General features: G+C 71.2%; 13 protein-coding genes and 1 pseudogene. 4 read left to right on the plus strand and 10 right to left on the minus strand.

Going from position 1 to position 16177, the window contains the following annotated elements; genetic code table 11:
* Window positions 1–820 (plus strand): annotated as a pseudogene (locus AB0C29_RS09095) (glycoside hydrolase family 92 protein); the annotation flags it as partial.
* A 39-nt stretch (window positions 821–859) separates the two neighbouring features.
* Complete coding sequence (locus AB0C29_RS09100) at window positions 860–4060, plus strand: NACHT domain-containing protein (protein ID WP_360817411.1); 3201 nt, start codon at window positions 860–862, stop codon at window positions 4058–4060.
* Here the strand turns inward: AB0C29_RS09100 and AB0C29_RS09105 are convergent.
* The 7 genes from AB0C29_RS09105 to AB0C29_RS09135 all read right to left on the minus strand — a co-directional run bounded on the left by AB0C29_RS09105 (window position 4057) and on the right by AB0C29_RS09135 (window position 11775).
* Window positions 4057–4416 carry a VOC family protein gene (locus AB0C29_RS09105; protein WP_360817414.1) on the minus strand — a complete coding sequence of 120 codons (360 nt, stop codon included), beginning with the start codon at window positions 4414–4416 and terminating at the stop codon, window positions 4057–4059. The genes AB0C29_RS09100 and AB0C29_RS09105 overlap by 4 nt on opposite strands.
* Before the next feature lie 2 nt (window positions 4417–4418).
* The gene (locus tag AB0C29_RS09110) at window positions 4419–4841 is read right to left on the minus strand and encodes a TIGR03618 family F420-dependent PPOX class oxidoreductase (RefSeq protein WP_360817417.1); all 423 of its coding nucleotides are present in this window, start codon (window positions 4839–4841) and stop codon (window positions 4419–4421) included.
* 63 nt (window positions 4842–4904) lie between these two features.
* Entirely contained in the window at window positions 4905–9158 is a 4254-nt protein-coding gene (locus AB0C29_RS09115) for a GH92 family glycosyl hydrolase (protein ID WP_360817420.1), read from the minus strand.
* Window positions 9159–9256: 98 nt separating this feature from the next.
* Complete coding sequence (locus AB0C29_RS09120; RefSeq protein ID WP_360817423.1) at window positions 9257–9775, minus strand: adenylate kinase; 519 nt, start codon at window positions 9773–9775, stop codon at window positions 9257–9259.
* Window positions 9775–10434, minus strand: coding sequence for a response regulator transcription factor (locus AB0C29_RS09125; protein ID WP_360817426.1), 660 nt, complete (start codon window positions 10432–10434; stop codon window positions 9775–9777). Before AB0C29_RS09125 ends, AB0C29_RS09120 begins: the two co-directional genes overlap by 1 nt.
* A gap of 1 nt (window position 10435) precedes the next feature.
* Window positions 10436–11548, minus strand: coding sequence for a sensor histidine kinase (locus tag AB0C29_RS09130; protein WP_360817429.1), 1113 nt, complete (start codon window positions 11546–11548; stop codon window positions 10436–10438).
* A gap of 5 nt (window positions 11549–11553) precedes the next feature.
* Window positions 11554–11775 carry a hypothetical protein gene (locus AB0C29_RS09135; RefSeq protein ID WP_360817432.1) on the minus strand — a complete coding sequence of 74 codons (222 nt, stop codon included), beginning with the start codon at window positions 11773–11775 and terminating at the stop codon, window positions 11554–11556.
* A gap of 118 nt (window positions 11776–11893) precedes the next feature.
* On the opposite strand from AB0C29_RS09135, the gene AB0C29_RS09140 reads away from it, so the two are divergent.
* Window positions 11894–12436 (plus strand): hypothetical protein, encoded by a 543-nt coding sequence (locus tag AB0C29_RS09140; protein WP_360817435.1) that lies wholly within the window; start codon window positions 11894–11896, stop codon window positions 12434–12436.
* On the opposite strand, the gene AB0C29_RS09145 is transcribed toward AB0C29_RS09140, so the two are convergent.
* The 3 genes from AB0C29_RS09145 to AB0C29_RS09155 all read right to left on the minus strand — a co-directional run bounded on the left by AB0C29_RS09145 (window position 12433) and on the right by AB0C29_RS09155 (window position 14879).
* On the minus strand, window positions 12433–13392 hold the full coding sequence (locus tag AB0C29_RS09145) for an ATP-dependent DNA ligase (protein WP_360817438.1): 960 nt from the start codon (window positions 13390–13392) through the stop codon (window positions 12433–12435). The genes AB0C29_RS09140 and AB0C29_RS09145 overlap by 4 nt on opposite strands.
* A gap of 4 nt (window positions 13393–13396) precedes the next feature.
* Complete coding sequence (locus AB0C29_RS09150) at window positions 13397–13750, minus strand: hypothetical protein (RefSeq protein ID WP_360552864.1); 354 nt, start codon at window positions 13748–13750, stop codon at window positions 13397–13399.
* 88 nt (window positions 13751–13838) lie between these two features.
* On the minus strand, window positions 13839–14879 hold the full coding sequence (locus AB0C29_RS09155) for a LacI family DNA-binding transcriptional regulator (protein ID WP_360817441.1): 1041 nt from the start codon (window positions 14877–14879) through the stop codon (window positions 13839–13841).
* 239 nt (window positions 14880–15118) lie between these two features.
* Between AB0C29_RS09155 and AB0C29_RS09160 the strand changes: the two genes are divergently transcribed.
* Window positions 15119–16177: acyltransferase (locus AB0C29_RS09160; RefSeq protein WP_360817444.1), on the plus strand; the 1059-nt coding region annotated here is incomplete at its 3' end.

Raw genomic sequence — 16177 nt, forward strand, 5'->3', positions numbered from 1 at the left:
GGTCGACGTGGTCGGCCAGGCGCCGCTCGTGATCGCACCCCGGGTGACGGCGACCGCGCCGCCCGGCTGGAAGGCGACGGTCGCCCCGCACCCCAAGGTGCTGCTCAGCAGGCGCCTGCCGATCGGCATGACCGCCACGCTCACCGTGCAGGCGCCGGCCGGGACAGCCGCGGGGGCGTACCCGATCGAGGTCTTGGTCTCCGCACCCGGCACCGCCACGGTGAAACGGGCCGTCACCATCACGGTCCGGGAGCCGCTCACCTGCGCCGGCACGACGGACGCGGCGTGTCTGATCGACCTGGGTGCCGAACGCACCCTCGACGGCACGGCCACCGTCGCCGACCCGGCGGAGGGCAACTTCGACGGCGGCGGCTGGAGCTACGACGCCGACCTGCTGCCGAAGGCCGGCCCGGTGACCTGGGGCGGCGTCACATACCAGGCGCCGGACCCGACCGGGACGGCGAAGAACTTCGTGCCGGCCCGCGGCCAGTCACTGCTGCTGCCGACCGGCAACCACACGGCGGCCCACCTGGTCGCGACGACCCACAACGGGCCGGTGACGGCCGCGCTGACGATCGGGTACGCGGACGGCACTTCCGCGCCGGCCACGGTGACGGTGGCGGACTGGTGTGGGACGGCGTCCGCGGGCACGACCGCGGTGCTGGCGATGCCGCACCGGATCAAGGCGGGTCAGGGTGTGGACGGGCCGCCGGTCAGCCTCTTCGGGGTAAGCCTGCCGGTGCCGGCGGGCAAGCAGATCCGCTCGATCACCCTGCCGAACGACGCCCGACTGCACCTCTACGCGGTGACGCTGAGCTAGACATTGCCGTGGAGTAGTCGGCGCACTACGGTGCGTGCAATGGGTCCCCGCTCGCTCAGCTATGCCGATGCCGCTCGCCTGCTCGGCGCGTCCGAACACCCTCTCATCAGGATCTTCGGCGCGGCGAGTGGCGCGGTCACCGCCGCGGCGACCATGGGCACCCTGGCGGACGTCGACTTCTTCGCGTTGCGCGGCGAACTCATCAGGTGGGGCAACACCGTCGTGACCGGACTGCAGGAGCGGATGACCGGCGTCAGTCGTCTCGATCGCACCCAGCGGCTCGAAGCGGCGCACGCGATCGTGGTGGTCACCTCCTTCTACGAGGCCTTGGAAGCCGCACTGGCCGGTCGGCCCGGCGTGGACCTGGCGGCGGCCCGGATGACCGCCGGCGAGCAGGTCGCGGTCGTCACGTCCACAGCGGTCACCGCCCGGTACGGCGAACTCGTGCAGGTCCTGATCGACACGCCGCCGCCCATGCCGGCACCGCACCGCCCCTTCGAGAAGACTCTCTGGGACCTCGCGGAGTACTTCGGCTCGGCCTCCACCGCGGTGCAGAACTTCCTCGCCGGACTGGTCGCCTTCGAGGACGGACGCGACGAGATCGTGGCGGCTGTCGAGGGTCAGGTGCGCCGGATGGCCGTGCGCCGGTACACCGAGGCGTACCGGGCGCTGAGTGTGCAGGCGCCCGAGTTCGGGGTGTGGGCCGGCATGGTCGAGGCCCAGGCCACCCGGACCGTGCTGCACGACGCGATGACCAACCTGTCCGCACGCCTCGACGAGCTGCGGTCCCTGCCGGGTGCCGGGGCCGTCGACGCGGTGCTGGCCGGACTGGGCAAGCGCTATCGGGCCGGGCTGGACAGCGCGATACTCGCCTCCGCCCATGCCCCGGCGCACGTGGTGCTGCCCAGCCTGGACGACGGTTACGTCAACCCGCACGGCCGGGTCGCGGTGGCCGGACCGGCCGATCTGCCGGCCACCGAGAGCTGGTGGGACGACGCCGTCGGAGTCGAGGACGTCCACGGTTTTCTGCTGGCCCACCTCGTCACTCCGGGGGCTGTGGCGCGCCCGCTCGTGGTGCTCGGTCAGCCGGGGTCCGGCAAGTCGGCGCTGACGAGAATCCTGGCCGCCCGGCTGCCTCCGGCGGACTTTCTCGTCGTCCGGGTCGAGCTGCGCAACGTGCCCGCCGACTCTTCGATCCAGGCCCAGATCGAACAGGCTCTGCTGCAGATGCTCGGCGAGCACGTCTCGTGGCCCGACCTCGCCCGCCGGGCCGGCGCTGCGTTCCCGGTCGTCGTCCTGGACGGCTTCGACGAGCTGCTGCAGGCCACCGGCATGAACAGGGCCGACTACCTCGAGCAGATCCACCTGTTCCAGCAGCGGGAGCGGGAACTGGACCGGCCGGTCGCGGTGCTGGTCACCAGCCGCACAGTGGTCGCCGACCGGGCCCGCTTCCCCCGGGACACGGTGGTCCTGCGCCTCGAACCCTTCAACGAAACGCAGGTCCGGACCTGGCTCGACGTGTGGAACGCGCACAACGCCGCCGGCCTCGCGGCCCGTGGGCTGAAACAGTTACCGGTCGGCACAGCCCTGGCCCACGGGGAACTCGCCAGTCAGCCGCTGCTGCTCCTGCTGCTCGCCCTCTATGACGCCGGAGTGAACGCCCTGCAGTCCGCGGACGGTGGCCTGCACCGGGTCGACCTCTATGAGCGGCTCTTCTCCGACTTCGTCGAGAGGGAAGTGGACAAGGATCGCCACGGCCGCAGTGACGATCAGCGGGCGGATGAGATCAACGCGGAGTGGCGCAGGCTGGGCGCGGTCGCCGTGGCGACGCTCAACCGGGGCGGCGACGTGATCCTCGAGGCCGAGCTGAACGCCGACCTGCCGCATCTGCTGTCGGACACCGACCTCCGGCCGGCCCGCGATGGTTCGGCGAACCGGGCCCTGACCGCCGGTCAGCTGATGGTCGGTCGTTTCTTCTTCATCCATGAGTCCCGGGCCACCCGGGACACCGCCGGCCCGGAACGCAGCTTCGAGTTCCTGCACGCCACCTTCGGTGAATTCCTGGCCGCCCGGCAGATCGTCGCCGAGCTGCTCGATCTGGCGGAGGAACGCGTCCATCAGCGACGCCGCCGGGGAGTCATCGATCCGGGTCCGCTCCATGCGGCCACGTCCTTCGTCACCATCACCCGCCGCGCGCCCCTGTGGGAACTCTGCCGGGAGATGCTCACCCGGCTGAGCCCCCGGCAGCGAGCGCTCTGCCGCGAGCTCGCTCTGGAACTGCTTTCCGACGCCGGTTACGCGCATCCGACCTGGACCCGGCGCGACTACGAGCCGCGGCGCATTCCCCTGGCCGCCCGGCACGCCGCCTTCTCGGCGAATCTGGTCTGCTTCGTGGTGCTGGTCAACGACGGTCCCGTGGACGCCGCGGAGCTGGTCGGTGAGCCGGTCGTGGTCAACTGGCGGCGGCAGGCGCTGCTGTGGCAGAGCCAGCTCGATCCGGAAGATCGCAAGCGGATGTGGCAGACGTTGCGTGTGGCCTGGCGGCTGGACACCGATCCCACCCGCCTGGAGGTACGCGTCGAGGACGGCGCTGACATCAGCGTCTACGAGTCCCTGCCCTGGCCACCGGAGCTCCGTCCGGTCACCCGGAAGCCCGGAGCCCTCGCCCGGGGGATGGCACCGGACGTGTCCGTCCGCGGCGAGAGCCGGATGGGCCGATCACTGCGCCGGTCGGCGTTTGTGCAGACAGCACATGAGGTGCGCGAATGCCTCTACGACCTGATGCCGTACTGGCAGCACGCGGGCACGCCGGGCCTGCACGTGATCGACGACGAGCCGGTTCTGGTCTCCGAAGCGGCACTGTTCCTCCAGCTGCTGCTGGCGCCGGCAGCGGAGCAGCCGCGCGACCTGCGCGCCAAGCAGTACGAGTGGGCGCTCACGCTCACGAGCTTGCCGCGGCAACGTGACCTGCTCATCAGACAGCTCGGCGAGGAGGCGCCCCGGTTCTCGGACGCGAACCTGCACCGCATCTTGTCGTCGGTCACGGCCGATGACGTCGAACGGAACCAGTCGACGCTGGTGGCCATGCTGACCACGGTGACGGGGCGGGCGCAGGACCGCCGGGAACTGGCCGGTTCACTGATGGGAGCCATCAGATGGGACCTCGCCGACCGGCGCGACAACCCGGCGCGGGAGCAACTGGCCCTGCTCGTCATGGGCGATCCCGGAGCGCCCGCCTAGTCCTTGTCCAGGCAGAACTCGTTCCCTTCGGGGTCGGCCAGCACAGTGAGCCCGTCGGTCTCCCACAGGACCCGGGCGCCGAGGCCGGTCAGCCGGGCCAGCTCGGCGACCGGGTCCTCGGCGTTCAGGTCCAGGTGTACGCGGTTCTTCACGGTCTTGTGCTCGGGCACCTGGGTGAACCACAGCCGCGGCCCGCCCTCCGGCCCGGGCAGCACCAGCACCGTCGGGTCCTCGTCGGGATCCGGATCGTCCGGCCCGTACGGCGCGACGTTGTACCCCTCGAGCACCTGCACCCACCAGCGGGCCAGCGCGGGCGCGTGCTCGCAGTCGAAGACGATGTCCATGATCCGGGCCATGACTACATCACCCACCCGTAGAGGCGTTCGACGTGCAGGCTCAGGACGATCCGGCCGTCGGCGACCATGGCCCGCCGGTAGTCGTCCCAGTCCGGGTGCTCCTCGCGGCGGATCAACCGGTAGACCTCGACGAGCTCCTCGACCGTGGCGTCGTGTTCCTCGGCTGACGGCGCGGAGAACGTGGCGTGCACGTCCGCGACGACGTAGCCGCCTCCGCCAGGGCCGGGCACCCGCAGGCTGCCGCGCGGGTCGCGCCGCAGGTTGTGCACCTTGGCCAGCGTCTCGCGGGTCGACACCCGCAGCACCCGGGTCTTGTCGTCGGCCGCGTAGTTCACATCGGACAGCTGGGGCCGGCCGTCGCGCTTGATAGTGGCGAGGGTGCACAGATCGGCCGCGGCGACGACGGCCCACAGATCATCGGACATGCCCTGAATGTAGAGCAGCCGCCCCCTCCACGCGGGAGGGAGCGGCTGCCGGGCGTGGTCAGGTCAGAGCTTGCCGCACTGGCCGATCCGTATCCCGCTGACCTTGTTGGCCAGGCCGTTGTTCACCGGCGCCGGCTTGTTGCCGGAGCAGGTGAGCGGCCCGCCGACCGTGTTGCCCGCGACGACCGTGGCTGTCTTGTTGTTCAGCAGGGTCACCGCGCTCTTCAGGGTCGAGTTCTCCAGGCCGACCGGGCCTGATCCGGTGACGGTGAGCGGTCCGCTGACCGTGGTGTTGAGCAGCGAGACCGTGCCCGCTCCGGTGGCCGTCACCGCCGCGCGCAGGGTCGCGCCGGTGGCGTAGAGCGAGGCGCCCTTGGAGACCGTCACCAGGCCGGTGATCTGGGCTCCGGCCTTGACGCAGGTGACCCCCGACCGGACCGACACCGCGCCGACGACCTTGTCCGCGATCGTCGTGGTGCAGGCGGGGGCCGGGACGCCGAGCAGTTCCACCTCGGCCAGTGTGGTGCCCGCGGCGACGTCGAGCCGGTAGTACGCGTACCGGCCCGGGTTGGCGATCTTGAAGGGCCGGGTCTGCCGGCGCCACTCGAACGTCTGGTCCTTGCGCTGGTCGATCGTGGTCCACGTGGTGCCGTCGTAGGAGCCCTTCAGCGTCCACGAGGCCGGGTCCTGCTCGGCCACGGTGCTCGAGGTGAGCGTGTAGTAGGCGGCCTGTTCACCGGCGGAGGCGAACTGGTACTGCCAGCCGTCGGCGAGCGTGGCCTGGGTGGTGGAGGTGTCGTCGACCAGGGCCGGGTCCGACGCCGTGCCGCGGCCCGGGCCGGTCAGGTCCCGCAACGGGTTCGGCACCGCGTCGCCCGAGGTGAGCGATTCCGGGGCGGCGTCCTTGCCGGTGCCCCACTTCGACGGCGACGAGCCCATGGTGAAGTCGAGCCGGGCGCCGTCGGCCAGCAGCGAGTGCGGCAGCGACGTGGAGTTGTACGCCTTGCCGTTGACCTTCAGCGACTGCACGTAGACCTTGCTGCGGCTGTTGCCGGGGGCGTTGACGACGATCTTCTTGCCGTTCTCCAGGTTGACCGTCGCCTTGGTGAACAGCGGCGAGCCGATCGCGTACGCGGGGTTGCCCATCTGCAACGGGTAGAAGCCGAGCGCGCTGAACACCTGCCAGGCGCTCATCTCGCCGTTGTCCTCGTCGCCCGGGTAGCCCTGGCCGATCTCGCTGCCCAGGTACAGCCGGGACATGGCCTCGCGGACCAGCTTCTGCGCCTTGTACGGCTGACCCGCGTAGTCGTACATGTAGGGGATGTGGTGCGACGGCTGGTTGCTGAAGCCCCACTGACCCATCCGGACGTCGCGGGCCTCGTACATCTCGTGGATCGGGCCGCCGTACGAGCCGTAGAAGGTGGCCGTCTCGGGTGTGGTGAAGAACTTGTCGAGCTTCTTGGCCAGGCCGTCGCGACCGCCGTACAGGTTGGCCAGGCCCTGCCCGTCCTGCGGCACGTGGAACGCCATGTTCCAGCCGTCGGTCTCGGTGTAGTCGTAACCCCAGACCCGCGGGTCGTACGAGGCCGGCGAGTTGCGCCAGTTGCCCGCGGAGTCCTTGCCCTGGAAGAAGTCCACCGACGGGTCGAACATGTTGATGTAGTTCTGGGCGCGGTTGCGGAAGTACTCGGCCTGCTCGGCGTACTCCTTCGCCTTTGGGCCGCCCTTCTTGGCCAGCGCCTCGGCCATGTTGGCGATGCCGTAGTCGTTGATGTAGCCGTCCATCGCCCAGGACATCGCCTCGCCGGTGCTGTCGCTCGGCGTGTAGCCCTTGAAGATCGAGCTGGCCAGGCCCTTGCGGCCGACGTTGGCGTTCGGCGGCGTGACCGTCGCGTTCTTCACCGCGGCCCGGTACGCCGTCTCGGCGTCGATGCCGGGCACCCCCTTGAGGTACGCGTCCGCGAAAGCCACATCCGAGCTGGTGCCGACCATCAGGTTGGCGTAGCCCGGCGCCGACCAGCGCGAGATCCAGCCGCCGTCGCGGAACTGCTGGACGAACCCGTCCACCATCTCCCCGGCCTGCTTCGGCGTCAGCAGCGAGTACGCCGGCCACGTCGTGCGGTACGTGTCCCAGAAGCCGTTGTTGACGTAGACCTTGCCGTCCTTGATCGGCGCCCCGGTCTGCGTCGGCGAGCTGGCCGGGCTGGTCACCGCGGACTGCACGGTGTGCTTGTAGACCGGCTCGTCGTTGCTGCCGGTGTTCTCGAAGCCCGAGTTGGGATAGAGGAACAGCCGGTACAGGTTCGAGTAGAGCGTGACGAGCTGATCCTCGGACGCGCCCTCGACCTCGACGGTGTGCATCTTGGCGTCCCACAGGTCGCGGGCCTTGTCCCGGACCGAGGCGAGCGTCGCGTCGGCCGCGATCTCCAGGTCCAGGTTGTGCTTGGCCTGCTCGACACTGATCAGCGAGGTGGCGATCCGCATCCGGACCGTCTTGTTCTCCGCGGTGTCGAACTTGAGGTAGCCGGTGGACGGCCGGTTGCCGGTGGGCAGCATGCCGCTCGCCGTGACCGGGGCGTCGACGGTGGCGTACATGAACATCCGGGTGAAGCCCGCGGACAGGCCGCCGCTGTTCACGTCCGACCAGCCCGAGACCGCCTGGCCGGCCGCGTCGATGGTCAGCCCGGACCGGTTGTCGACGTTGTCCAGGATCAGGTTGCCGTTGTCGCCGGTGAAGGTGAACTGCATCAGCGCGGCGTGGTCGGTCGGCGCGATCTCGGTCTTGAGCCCGTTGTCGAAGGTGACGCCGTAGTAGTATGGCTTGGCGGTCTCGTTCTCGTGACCGAAGGCCAGCGCGCGGTTGGCCCGGTCGGCATCCGGTACGCCGGCCGCGACGCTCGGCATCACCTGGAACGTCTGCCGGTCACCCATCCACGGGCTGGGCTCGTGGCTGGCGGAGAAGGCCTGCAGGGTCGGCCGGTTCGCCGCGTTGTTCTGGCGGTGGTACTCGTACAGCCAGCTGGTGGTGCCGGCGTTGGTGACCGGGGTCCAGAAGTTGAAACCGTGCGGGACCGCGGTGGCCGGGAAGTTGTTGCCCCGGGAGAAGTCGCCCGAGGACATCGTGCCGCGGCGCGTCTCGGCGTACTCGGCGAGGTGCTGCTTGGGCCTGGCCGGGGCGACCTCGGCGAGCGCGATGTCGTCGTACCAGGCCCGGAAGCTGGTGGGACCGGACGGCTTGTCGTACGTGATCAGGATCCGGTCGACGGTCTTGCCCGCCGCGACCTTGCCGATCCGCGCGGTCCGCTTGTTCCACTGCGCGGTGTAGAGCGTCTGCGACGCGCCCTGCGCGGCCGCGCTGACCACGGTGCCGTTCTGGTCGACGGCCTTGAGGTCGGACAGGAAGGTGCCGTCGGTGAAGGCCAGGTCGACCGCGGTGTACGTGGCCGGGTTGGACAGGTCCTCGCGGTTGAACTCGGGCAGCACCAGGTACGACAGCTCGGTGTCGGCGGTGACCGTCACGTCGACGTCGAAGACCTTGTTGGCGGAGTGCCCGCGGCCCTCGGCGGTGTGCCGCCCGGCGATCTGGAACGCCTTGAGCCCGGTGAAGCCCACGCCCGCCTTGGCGGTGGGGGAGCTGGCCGGGCCCGGGCCGACCCGGCTCTGCATCGGACCGGTCGGCGGCGGCGTCACGTTGGCGTCGGCCAGCTCCAGGTCGGCGAGCTGGGTGAGGTTGCCGGACGGGTGCCCGGTGATATTGAGCCGGTAGATTCCGAACGAGCCCGGGTCGGCGACGGTGTAGGTCTTGGTCTGGAAGCGCTCGGTGAAGGTCTGCCCGGTCTGCGTGTCGACCGTGGTCCAGGTGCTGCCGTCGGTAGAGCCCTGCAGCGTCCAGTCCCGCGGGTCGCGCTCGGGAGCGTCGTTGGCGGAGGTCAGCGCGTACTTGATGACCTCGGCCGGGGCGTCCAGCGTGTACTGGGCCCAGCTCGTCGGGGTGTCGACCAGCCACTTGGTGGCCGAGTCGCCGTCGTTGAGGTTGTTGCGGCCCTCGTTGCTGTTCGGCTCGGCGTTGACCGCGATGCCGGTGACGTGCCCGCGCAGGCTGCCCGGCATGCCGACGACCACGGTGCCGTCGACGCCGCCGCTGCCGGCTGCCGCGTCGACCGTGTCGGTCCAGGTGGGTTGCGGGTCGTCGGTCTCGAACGACGATCGGAACGAGGTGGCGGCGGCCGCCGCGGCCGCCCCGCCCGTGGCGACTGCCGCTGCCGCGGCGATCAATGTGACGGATAACAGGGCGACACCCCATCGTGGCCGGTGCATGCCGTCTCCTTCTCGGGGCCGTGAAACATTCGCGACACATCGTCACGTGCAAGTCTCTCGATCCGCAAGGGTTCGGCGCCCTCCGATTGACATCGATGTCAGCGCAGGCCCGCCAGCCAGCGCTCCACCTCGGCCGGCGAGCGCAACAGCACCACCGGCGGCATCGCCGGGTCGGCGTGCCAGTCCCGCATCCGCTGCCGCTTGCGCGCGAACGACCGGAAGTGCCAGACCACGATGTTGTCGGTGGACAGGACCAGGTTGCGCACCCGCTCCCGGTTGCCGTTGCAGATCTCGGTCCGCAGCACGACCCGGCGCGCGGTGCGCCGCAGCAGCCGGCCCAGCGAACGCCAGCGCGGGAGGTCCAGGCCCACCACCAGGTCGGCCCGGGCCAGCGGCACGTCCCGCCACTGGCCGTACGCCGAGTCGAGCACCCAGGCATCGGAGGCGCAGATGGCCGCGATCCGCTCCCGCTGCACCTCGTCCGGCACCTGGACCCAGCCGGGCTCCCAGGTGAGGTCGTCCACCGAGTGGTACGGCACCCCCAGCCGCTGCCCGATCCGCGCCGCCAGCGTCGACTTGCCCGACCCGGTGACCCCGTACACGACGATCCGGCGCATCAGCGGCCCACCAGCCCCTCCTCGTACGCGAGGATCACCAGCTGCACCCGGTCCCGGACGCCCAGCTTGGTGATCGCCCGGGTGATGTGGGTCTTGGCGGTCAGCGGGCTGATCACCAGCTCCCGTGCGATGTCCTCGTTGGACAGTCCCGAGGCGACCAGGGTGACCACCTCCCGCTCGCGGGTGGTCAGCGCGGCCAGCCGTGCCCCACCGGCCGGCGCCGGGGCCGGCCGGTGGGCGAACTGCTTGATGACCCGCCGGGTGACGCTGGGGGAGAGCAGCGCCTCGCCGGCCGCCACCACCCGGACGGCGTGCCGCAGCCCCTCCGGGTCGATCTCCTTGGTGAGGAAACCGCTCGCCCCCGCCTCCAGCGCCGCGAAGACGTACTCGTCGGTCTCGAACGTGGTCAGGATGATCACCCGGCAGTCCCGCAGCTCCGGATCGGCCATGATCCGCCGGGTGGCGGCGATCCCGTCCAGTCCGGGCATCCGGATGTCCATCAGCACCACGTCCGGGCGCAGTGCGCGAGCGGTCCGCACGGCCTCGTCCCCGGTGGCGGCCTCGCCGGCGATCACGATCTCCCGGTCGCGCTTGAGCAGGCTGCGGAAGCCGGCCCGGACCAGGTGCTGATCGTCGGCGAGCAACACGGAGACGGGCATGTCAGGCCGCGATCGGGATCATCGCGCGGACGGTGAAGCCGCCGGCCGGTCCGGCTCCCGCGGTCAGGGCGCCACCCAGCGCCGCGACCCGTTCGCGCATCCCCATGATCCCGTGTCCCTCCGTGCTCGTCGCCTCGCCGGCGCCGTCGTCGGTGACCTCCACCGTGACACTCGCCGGGGTGTAGTGCAGGGTCACCGTGACCCGGGTGGCCCGGGCATGGCGGACCGTGTTCGTGAGAGCCTCCTGCACCACGCGGTAGACCGCCGTCGCGACCGGCGCCGGCACCTCGGCGCGTTCGCCCAGCTCGGTGACGGTCACCTCGATCCCGGCCGCCCGTACCTGGTCGGTGAGCCCGGCCAGGCCCTCCAGCCCGGCGGCCGGGGTCTCGATCCGGTTGCCCTCACGCAGCACGTCCACGAGTGACTTCAGGTCGCTCATGGCCCGGCCCCGGACGTCCTGGGCCAGCCGCAACGCGTCGCGGGCCTCCTCCGGCTCCTCGTCGAAGGCGTCCAGCGCCACGTTGAGGTGCACACCGACCACGGCCAGCGTGTGTGACACGACGTCGTGCAGGTCGCGGGCGATGCCGACGCGTTCCTCGGCCCGCCGCCGCAGCGCCTCCAGCTCCTGCTCGTGCAGGGACTGCTCCAGCCGGGCGGCGACCTCGTCCTGCCAGCGGCGGGTGCTCCGGTACGCGAGGGCGGCGGCGAGCACCGCGGCCAGCCACAGGGCCTCCCCGCCGAGCTGCCCGAGAACTCGGTCGGAGTCGTACCGCTCGACGAAGGCGTCCCAGACCAGCCCGTACGACAGAGTCAGCGCCCCGGCCACCGCGGCCGTGCGCAGCCGCCCGGCCAGGGCCATTGCGGCGAAGGCCGCCGTGGCCGGCCAGGCCCAGCCGCTGCCGATCAGGTCCGACGAACGCCAGGCCACGACGGTCAGGACGGCGACGATCAGGACGGTCAGGGGCCAACGCCGGACGAAGAGCATCAGCGCGGCGAGCCACACCGCCACTGTGGCGGTCATGACGGCCTGCAGGTTGCCACCGGTGACGGCGAGTCCGGCGGGGACACCGACCAGCGTCAGAGCGGCGGCCACCCAGGGCAGCGAGCGTGGCATGGCGATCACCGTCCCGTCCCCGTCGTCGGTCGCAGCGGCCGCAGCGCCACGAAGCTGAAGCAGGCCGCCGTCATCCACAGGGCGAGCCGCCGGGTCAACGAGATGAGCGTCTCATGGTCGGCGATCCCCAGTCTCGGTCCCGCGACGACGTCCAGCGCGGCCAGTGCGGCCAGCGCACCCACCCCCGCTGCGATCAGGCACAGTTGCTGTCTCATGGTCTCGGTCATGGGGGAAAATTAGGCTCGGCGGGGGCCCGGCCGCGTCGTCCCGGCGCCGTCTCCCGCGGCGACTCCCTTCGAGTACGGGGCTACACCGATCGCCGTATGTCGCCCTAGGCTGACCCGCGTGATCGACGAAGGCACCGCCGCCGCCGTGCTCGCCGCGTACGGCCGTTTCCAGGTCCGGCCCGGGCTCACCGACTCCGAGCTGGCCGGCGTGGAGCAGGAGTTCGGCTTCTCGTTCGCCGACGACCACCGCGCCTTCCTGGCCGCCGGCCTGCCGTACGGTCGCGGCTGGCCGGACTGGCGGGACGGCGACCGCGCCCAGCTCCGCGAGAAGCTGGCGATGCCGGTCGAGGGCGTGCTCTTCGACGTCGCCGAGAACGGCTTCTGGTACGAGGGCTGGGGTCCGCAACCGGCCGGGAACGCCGACGCCGTCACGGTCGCCCGCCGGTTCCTGATGACCGTCCCGCGGCTCGTGCCCGTCTACTCCCACCGGTATCTGCCGGCGGGCCGCGGCGCCTACGGGCACCCGGTGCTGTCGGTGATGCAGACCGACATCATCAGCTACGGCGCCGACCTGACGACCTACATCCGCCACGAGTTCGGCGGCGAACCCCTGGAAGCGGGCCGCCCCACCGTCGCCTTCTGGCGCGACCTGGCCGGCTAACCCTCGACTTCCCGCTTCGCGCGGGCCCGGCGTTTGCCCTCGTGCATGGCGGCCACCCGGGCGACCGGGATGGTGTGTCCCTCGGCGACCAGCCCCGGATCCAGCGGCTGCGGCGCCGGCATGTGCGCCGCCCACGGGTCACTGCCGTTCAGCAGCTCCGGCGCCGTCCGTACGGTGAAGTCGGCCGGTGTCACGTCGTCGAGCACGTCCCAGCCCACCGGGAACGACACCGGCAACCCCGGCCGCACCCGCGGGCTGTACGCCGCCACCACAGTCGCGCCGCCCGCCCGGGTCGCGTCGAGGAAAACCTTGCCGTGCCGGTCCTCGCGGATGAACGCCGTCGTTGCCAGCTCCGGATCGAGGCGCTCGGCGCGCGCCGCGACAGCCCGGGTCGCGGCGGCCACGTCCACGGTCGCGGCGCTGCCGTCGAGCGGCACGAAGATGTGCACGCCCTTGGACCCGCTGGTCTTGACCGCGCCGGCCATGCCCGCGTCGGCCAGCGCCCGGCGGACCAGGTGGGCGGCCCGGATGACCACGTCGAAGCCGGCGCCCTCGGGCGGGTCCAGGTCCATGATCAGGTGGGTCGGGTGGTCGCGGTCGGCCACGGTCATGAGGGTGGGGTGGTATTCGACCGCGCGCTGGTTGGCGAACCAGAGCAGCGTGCGGCGGTCGTTGCAGAGGGCGTACTGCACCTCGCGGTGTGACGCCTCGGCCCACACGGCGGTCCGCGGCACCCATTCCGGCGTGTATTTCGGCAGGTTCTTCTGCATGAACTTGTCCTGGCCGCGCAGCACCCGGATCACCGAGAGCGGCCGATCGCGCAGGACGGCCAGGACCGGATCGCGGACCGCGTCCAGGTAGTCGACCAGGTCCCGCTTGGTCGCCCCGGCGCCGGGGAAGAGCTCCTGGTCCAGGTTCGTCAGGGGTACGCCGGCCCGTTCCTCTTTGTCCGCCATGGCCTCATCCTGCCCGGACCAGGCTCAGGGCGGGAAGCACCATCGCCAGGGTCAGCACCACGTACACGCCGCCGAGGAAGAACTGGCCGTGCCGGGTGGCGATGACAGCGCCGACGAACGGCCCCACGACAGCGGCCAGCGCGGCCAGCAGCAGGGTGCCCGGCTGCCGTTCGGGTCCGGTGACGCCCCAGCCGACCAGCAGCGACACCGAGACCAGCCAGATGAGGGTGACCAGGGTGACCTTGAGCGCGACCTCGGAGCGCACCCGGGCGGCCCGGCGCTCGGCGCGCAGCTCACCCTCCGACGGGAGCCCGACGTCGACGCGCGACAGCGGCGTCCGCTCGATCTCCAACGTCACAAGCAGCACTCTAGGGGAGCCGCCGGGGTCGCCGCATCACCAGCGCAGGATGACGATCCCCCACACGTGAGCAGGGTGACCGGCACGCTCAGCGGGGTGGGCGTTCGCCGCTGCCGCGGGGGATGACCGAGGTCGAGATGACGATCGAGCGGGCCGGGCCGGAGTGGCCGCTGATCCGTTCGTGGGCCAGCCGGGCCGCCTCCCGGCCCATCGCCACCGCATCGTGCGCCACCACCGTCGTGCCGATGACCTCGGCCAGGTCGAAGTCGTCGAAGCCGATCAGCGCGGGCGGATCCGGCCGGTCCTTGAGCGCCCGCAGCGCGCCGGTGGTCAGCCGGTTGTTCGTGGTGAACAGCGCGGTGGGCGCCGGGTCCAGCGCCAGCAGCTCGCGTACCGTCTCCTCGGCCCGGCGTACGTCGTGCACGTCGGTGCGCAGATACCGCTCCCATTCGTCGTTGCCGGCCGCGTTCATGGCCGCCCGGAAGCCCTCGATGCGCTTGCGCTGCGGCACCGTCCGGGCCAGGTCGGCCACCAGGGCGATCCGCCGGTGGCCGCCCCGGAGCAGGTGCTCGGCGCCGGCCCGGGCGCCGCCCGCGTTGTCGATGACCACCACGTCGGCGTCGATGCCGTCCGGCGGCCGGTCCAGGAAGACGAACGGCACCCCGCGGCTGCCCTCGATGGCCAGATACTCGTGGCGGTCCGCGCTCGGCACGATCAGCAGCGCCCGTACCCGCCGCTCCAGGAACGTGTCGATCAGCTCCCGTTCCAGCGTCGGATCCTCGTCGTTGTTGGCCGTCACCAGCTGCAGCCCGTGCTGGCGCAGCTCGCGCTCGATCCCGCTGGCCACGGCCGAGTAGAACGGGTTGGTCAGGTCGCCGCTGATCAGCGCCACCAGCGCCGAGGTGGCGCCCCGGCGCAGCTCGCGCGCGATGCCGTTGAGGCGGTAGCCGAGCTGGTCGGCTGCGTCGCGGACCCGGCGTCCGGTGTCCTCGGCGACGTTCGGCTCGCTGTTGAGCGCCCGCGACGCCGTCTTGAGGCTCACGCCGGCGAGGGCGGCCACCTGGGTGAGCGTCGGCCGGCGGGCGGTCGATTCGTCGACGGCGCCGTCGGCGGACCGGGATGCGGGCATGGTGCTCCGAACTGTCGGCGAGAACGGTGGGCCGGAGGCGATCTGGCGGCTCAGGCGGCAATTATGACATCGACACCGCCCGGCGCGGCCGCCCCGGCACACGCCGACCGGTCCGGCCCCACCGAGCGGATCGGCGGCCCGGACCAACCGTTCGGACCGCTGCGAAGACCGGCAGAAATACTACTGTCTGTAGTCTCCGGTCCGGACGGCCGGAGCTGATAGTGGCTGCTGGAGGCGTTGTGACGGACACCATCACCGCCGGCCGGGATCGATACTTCGACACGCTGCGTGCTGTCGCGATCATCCGGGTGGTGCTGTTCCACGCCTTCCCGCTCGCCGCGCTCGAACTCGTCTTCCCCTCGATGGGGGTGATGTTCGCGCTCGGCGGCTCGCTCATGGTCAAGTCACTGGACCGGTCGGCGACCCGGGCGGTGCGCAGCCGGGTGCGCCGGTTGCTGCCCGCGCTGTGGGTGATGGCGCTCATCGCCGTACCGGTGATGATCCAGCACGGCTGGCCGGACCGGCCGTCCTGGCCGCACCTGCTGCTCTGGATCCTGCCGATTGCGGATCCGCCGGCCAGCGAGTTCGGCTACCCGGCCGCGGGCGTGCTCTGGTACCTGGTCACCTACCTGTGGCTGGTCCTGCTGTCGCCGCTGCTGCTGAGCCTCTACCGCCGGTGGAACCTGCCGACCGTGCTGCTGCCGCTGTTCGGGCTGATGCTGCTGACCGCCTACCCGGACACTTTCGGCACGACCGCCGGCTGGGTGGTGCAGAACGTGCTGGCCTTCGGCTCCTGCTGGATCCTCGGCTTCGCCCACCGCGAAGGCGACCTGGCCAAACTCCGGCCGGCCGTGGTGCTGGGACTGGCCGCCGCCTGCGTCGCCGGTGGGCTCGGCTGGGCGTACCTGCATCCGGCGGACACCGGGATGGACCTGACCGGCCTGCCGGTCGCGTACGCGGTCTTCTCCATCGGTTTTGTGCTGGCCCTGCTGCGCTGGGCGCCGCGGATGGACTGGCTCGCCCGGGCCCGGCCGCTGGACGGCTTCGTGTCGATGGTGAACAACCGGGCAGTGACGATCTACCTGTGGCACAACGTGGCCATCACCGTCGCGGTCTACCTCTTCGACCCGCTGAAGCTCTGGCGCATCCCCACCCAGGGCCTGGAGAGCGCGGTCGACTTCACCATCGCGCTGACCACGCTCGCGGTGATCGTGCTCGCCCTGGGCTGGGTCGAGGACATCGCGGCCCGCCGCCCGCCGCGCTTCTCGCCGTTCGTGCGGCGGCGCCCACTTCAGCAG

This window comes from Actinoplanes sp. NPDC048791 (assembly GCF_040650095.1).
Taxonomy (GTDB): Bacteria; Actinomycetota; Actinomycetes; order Mycobacteriales; family Micromonosporaceae; genus Actinoplanes.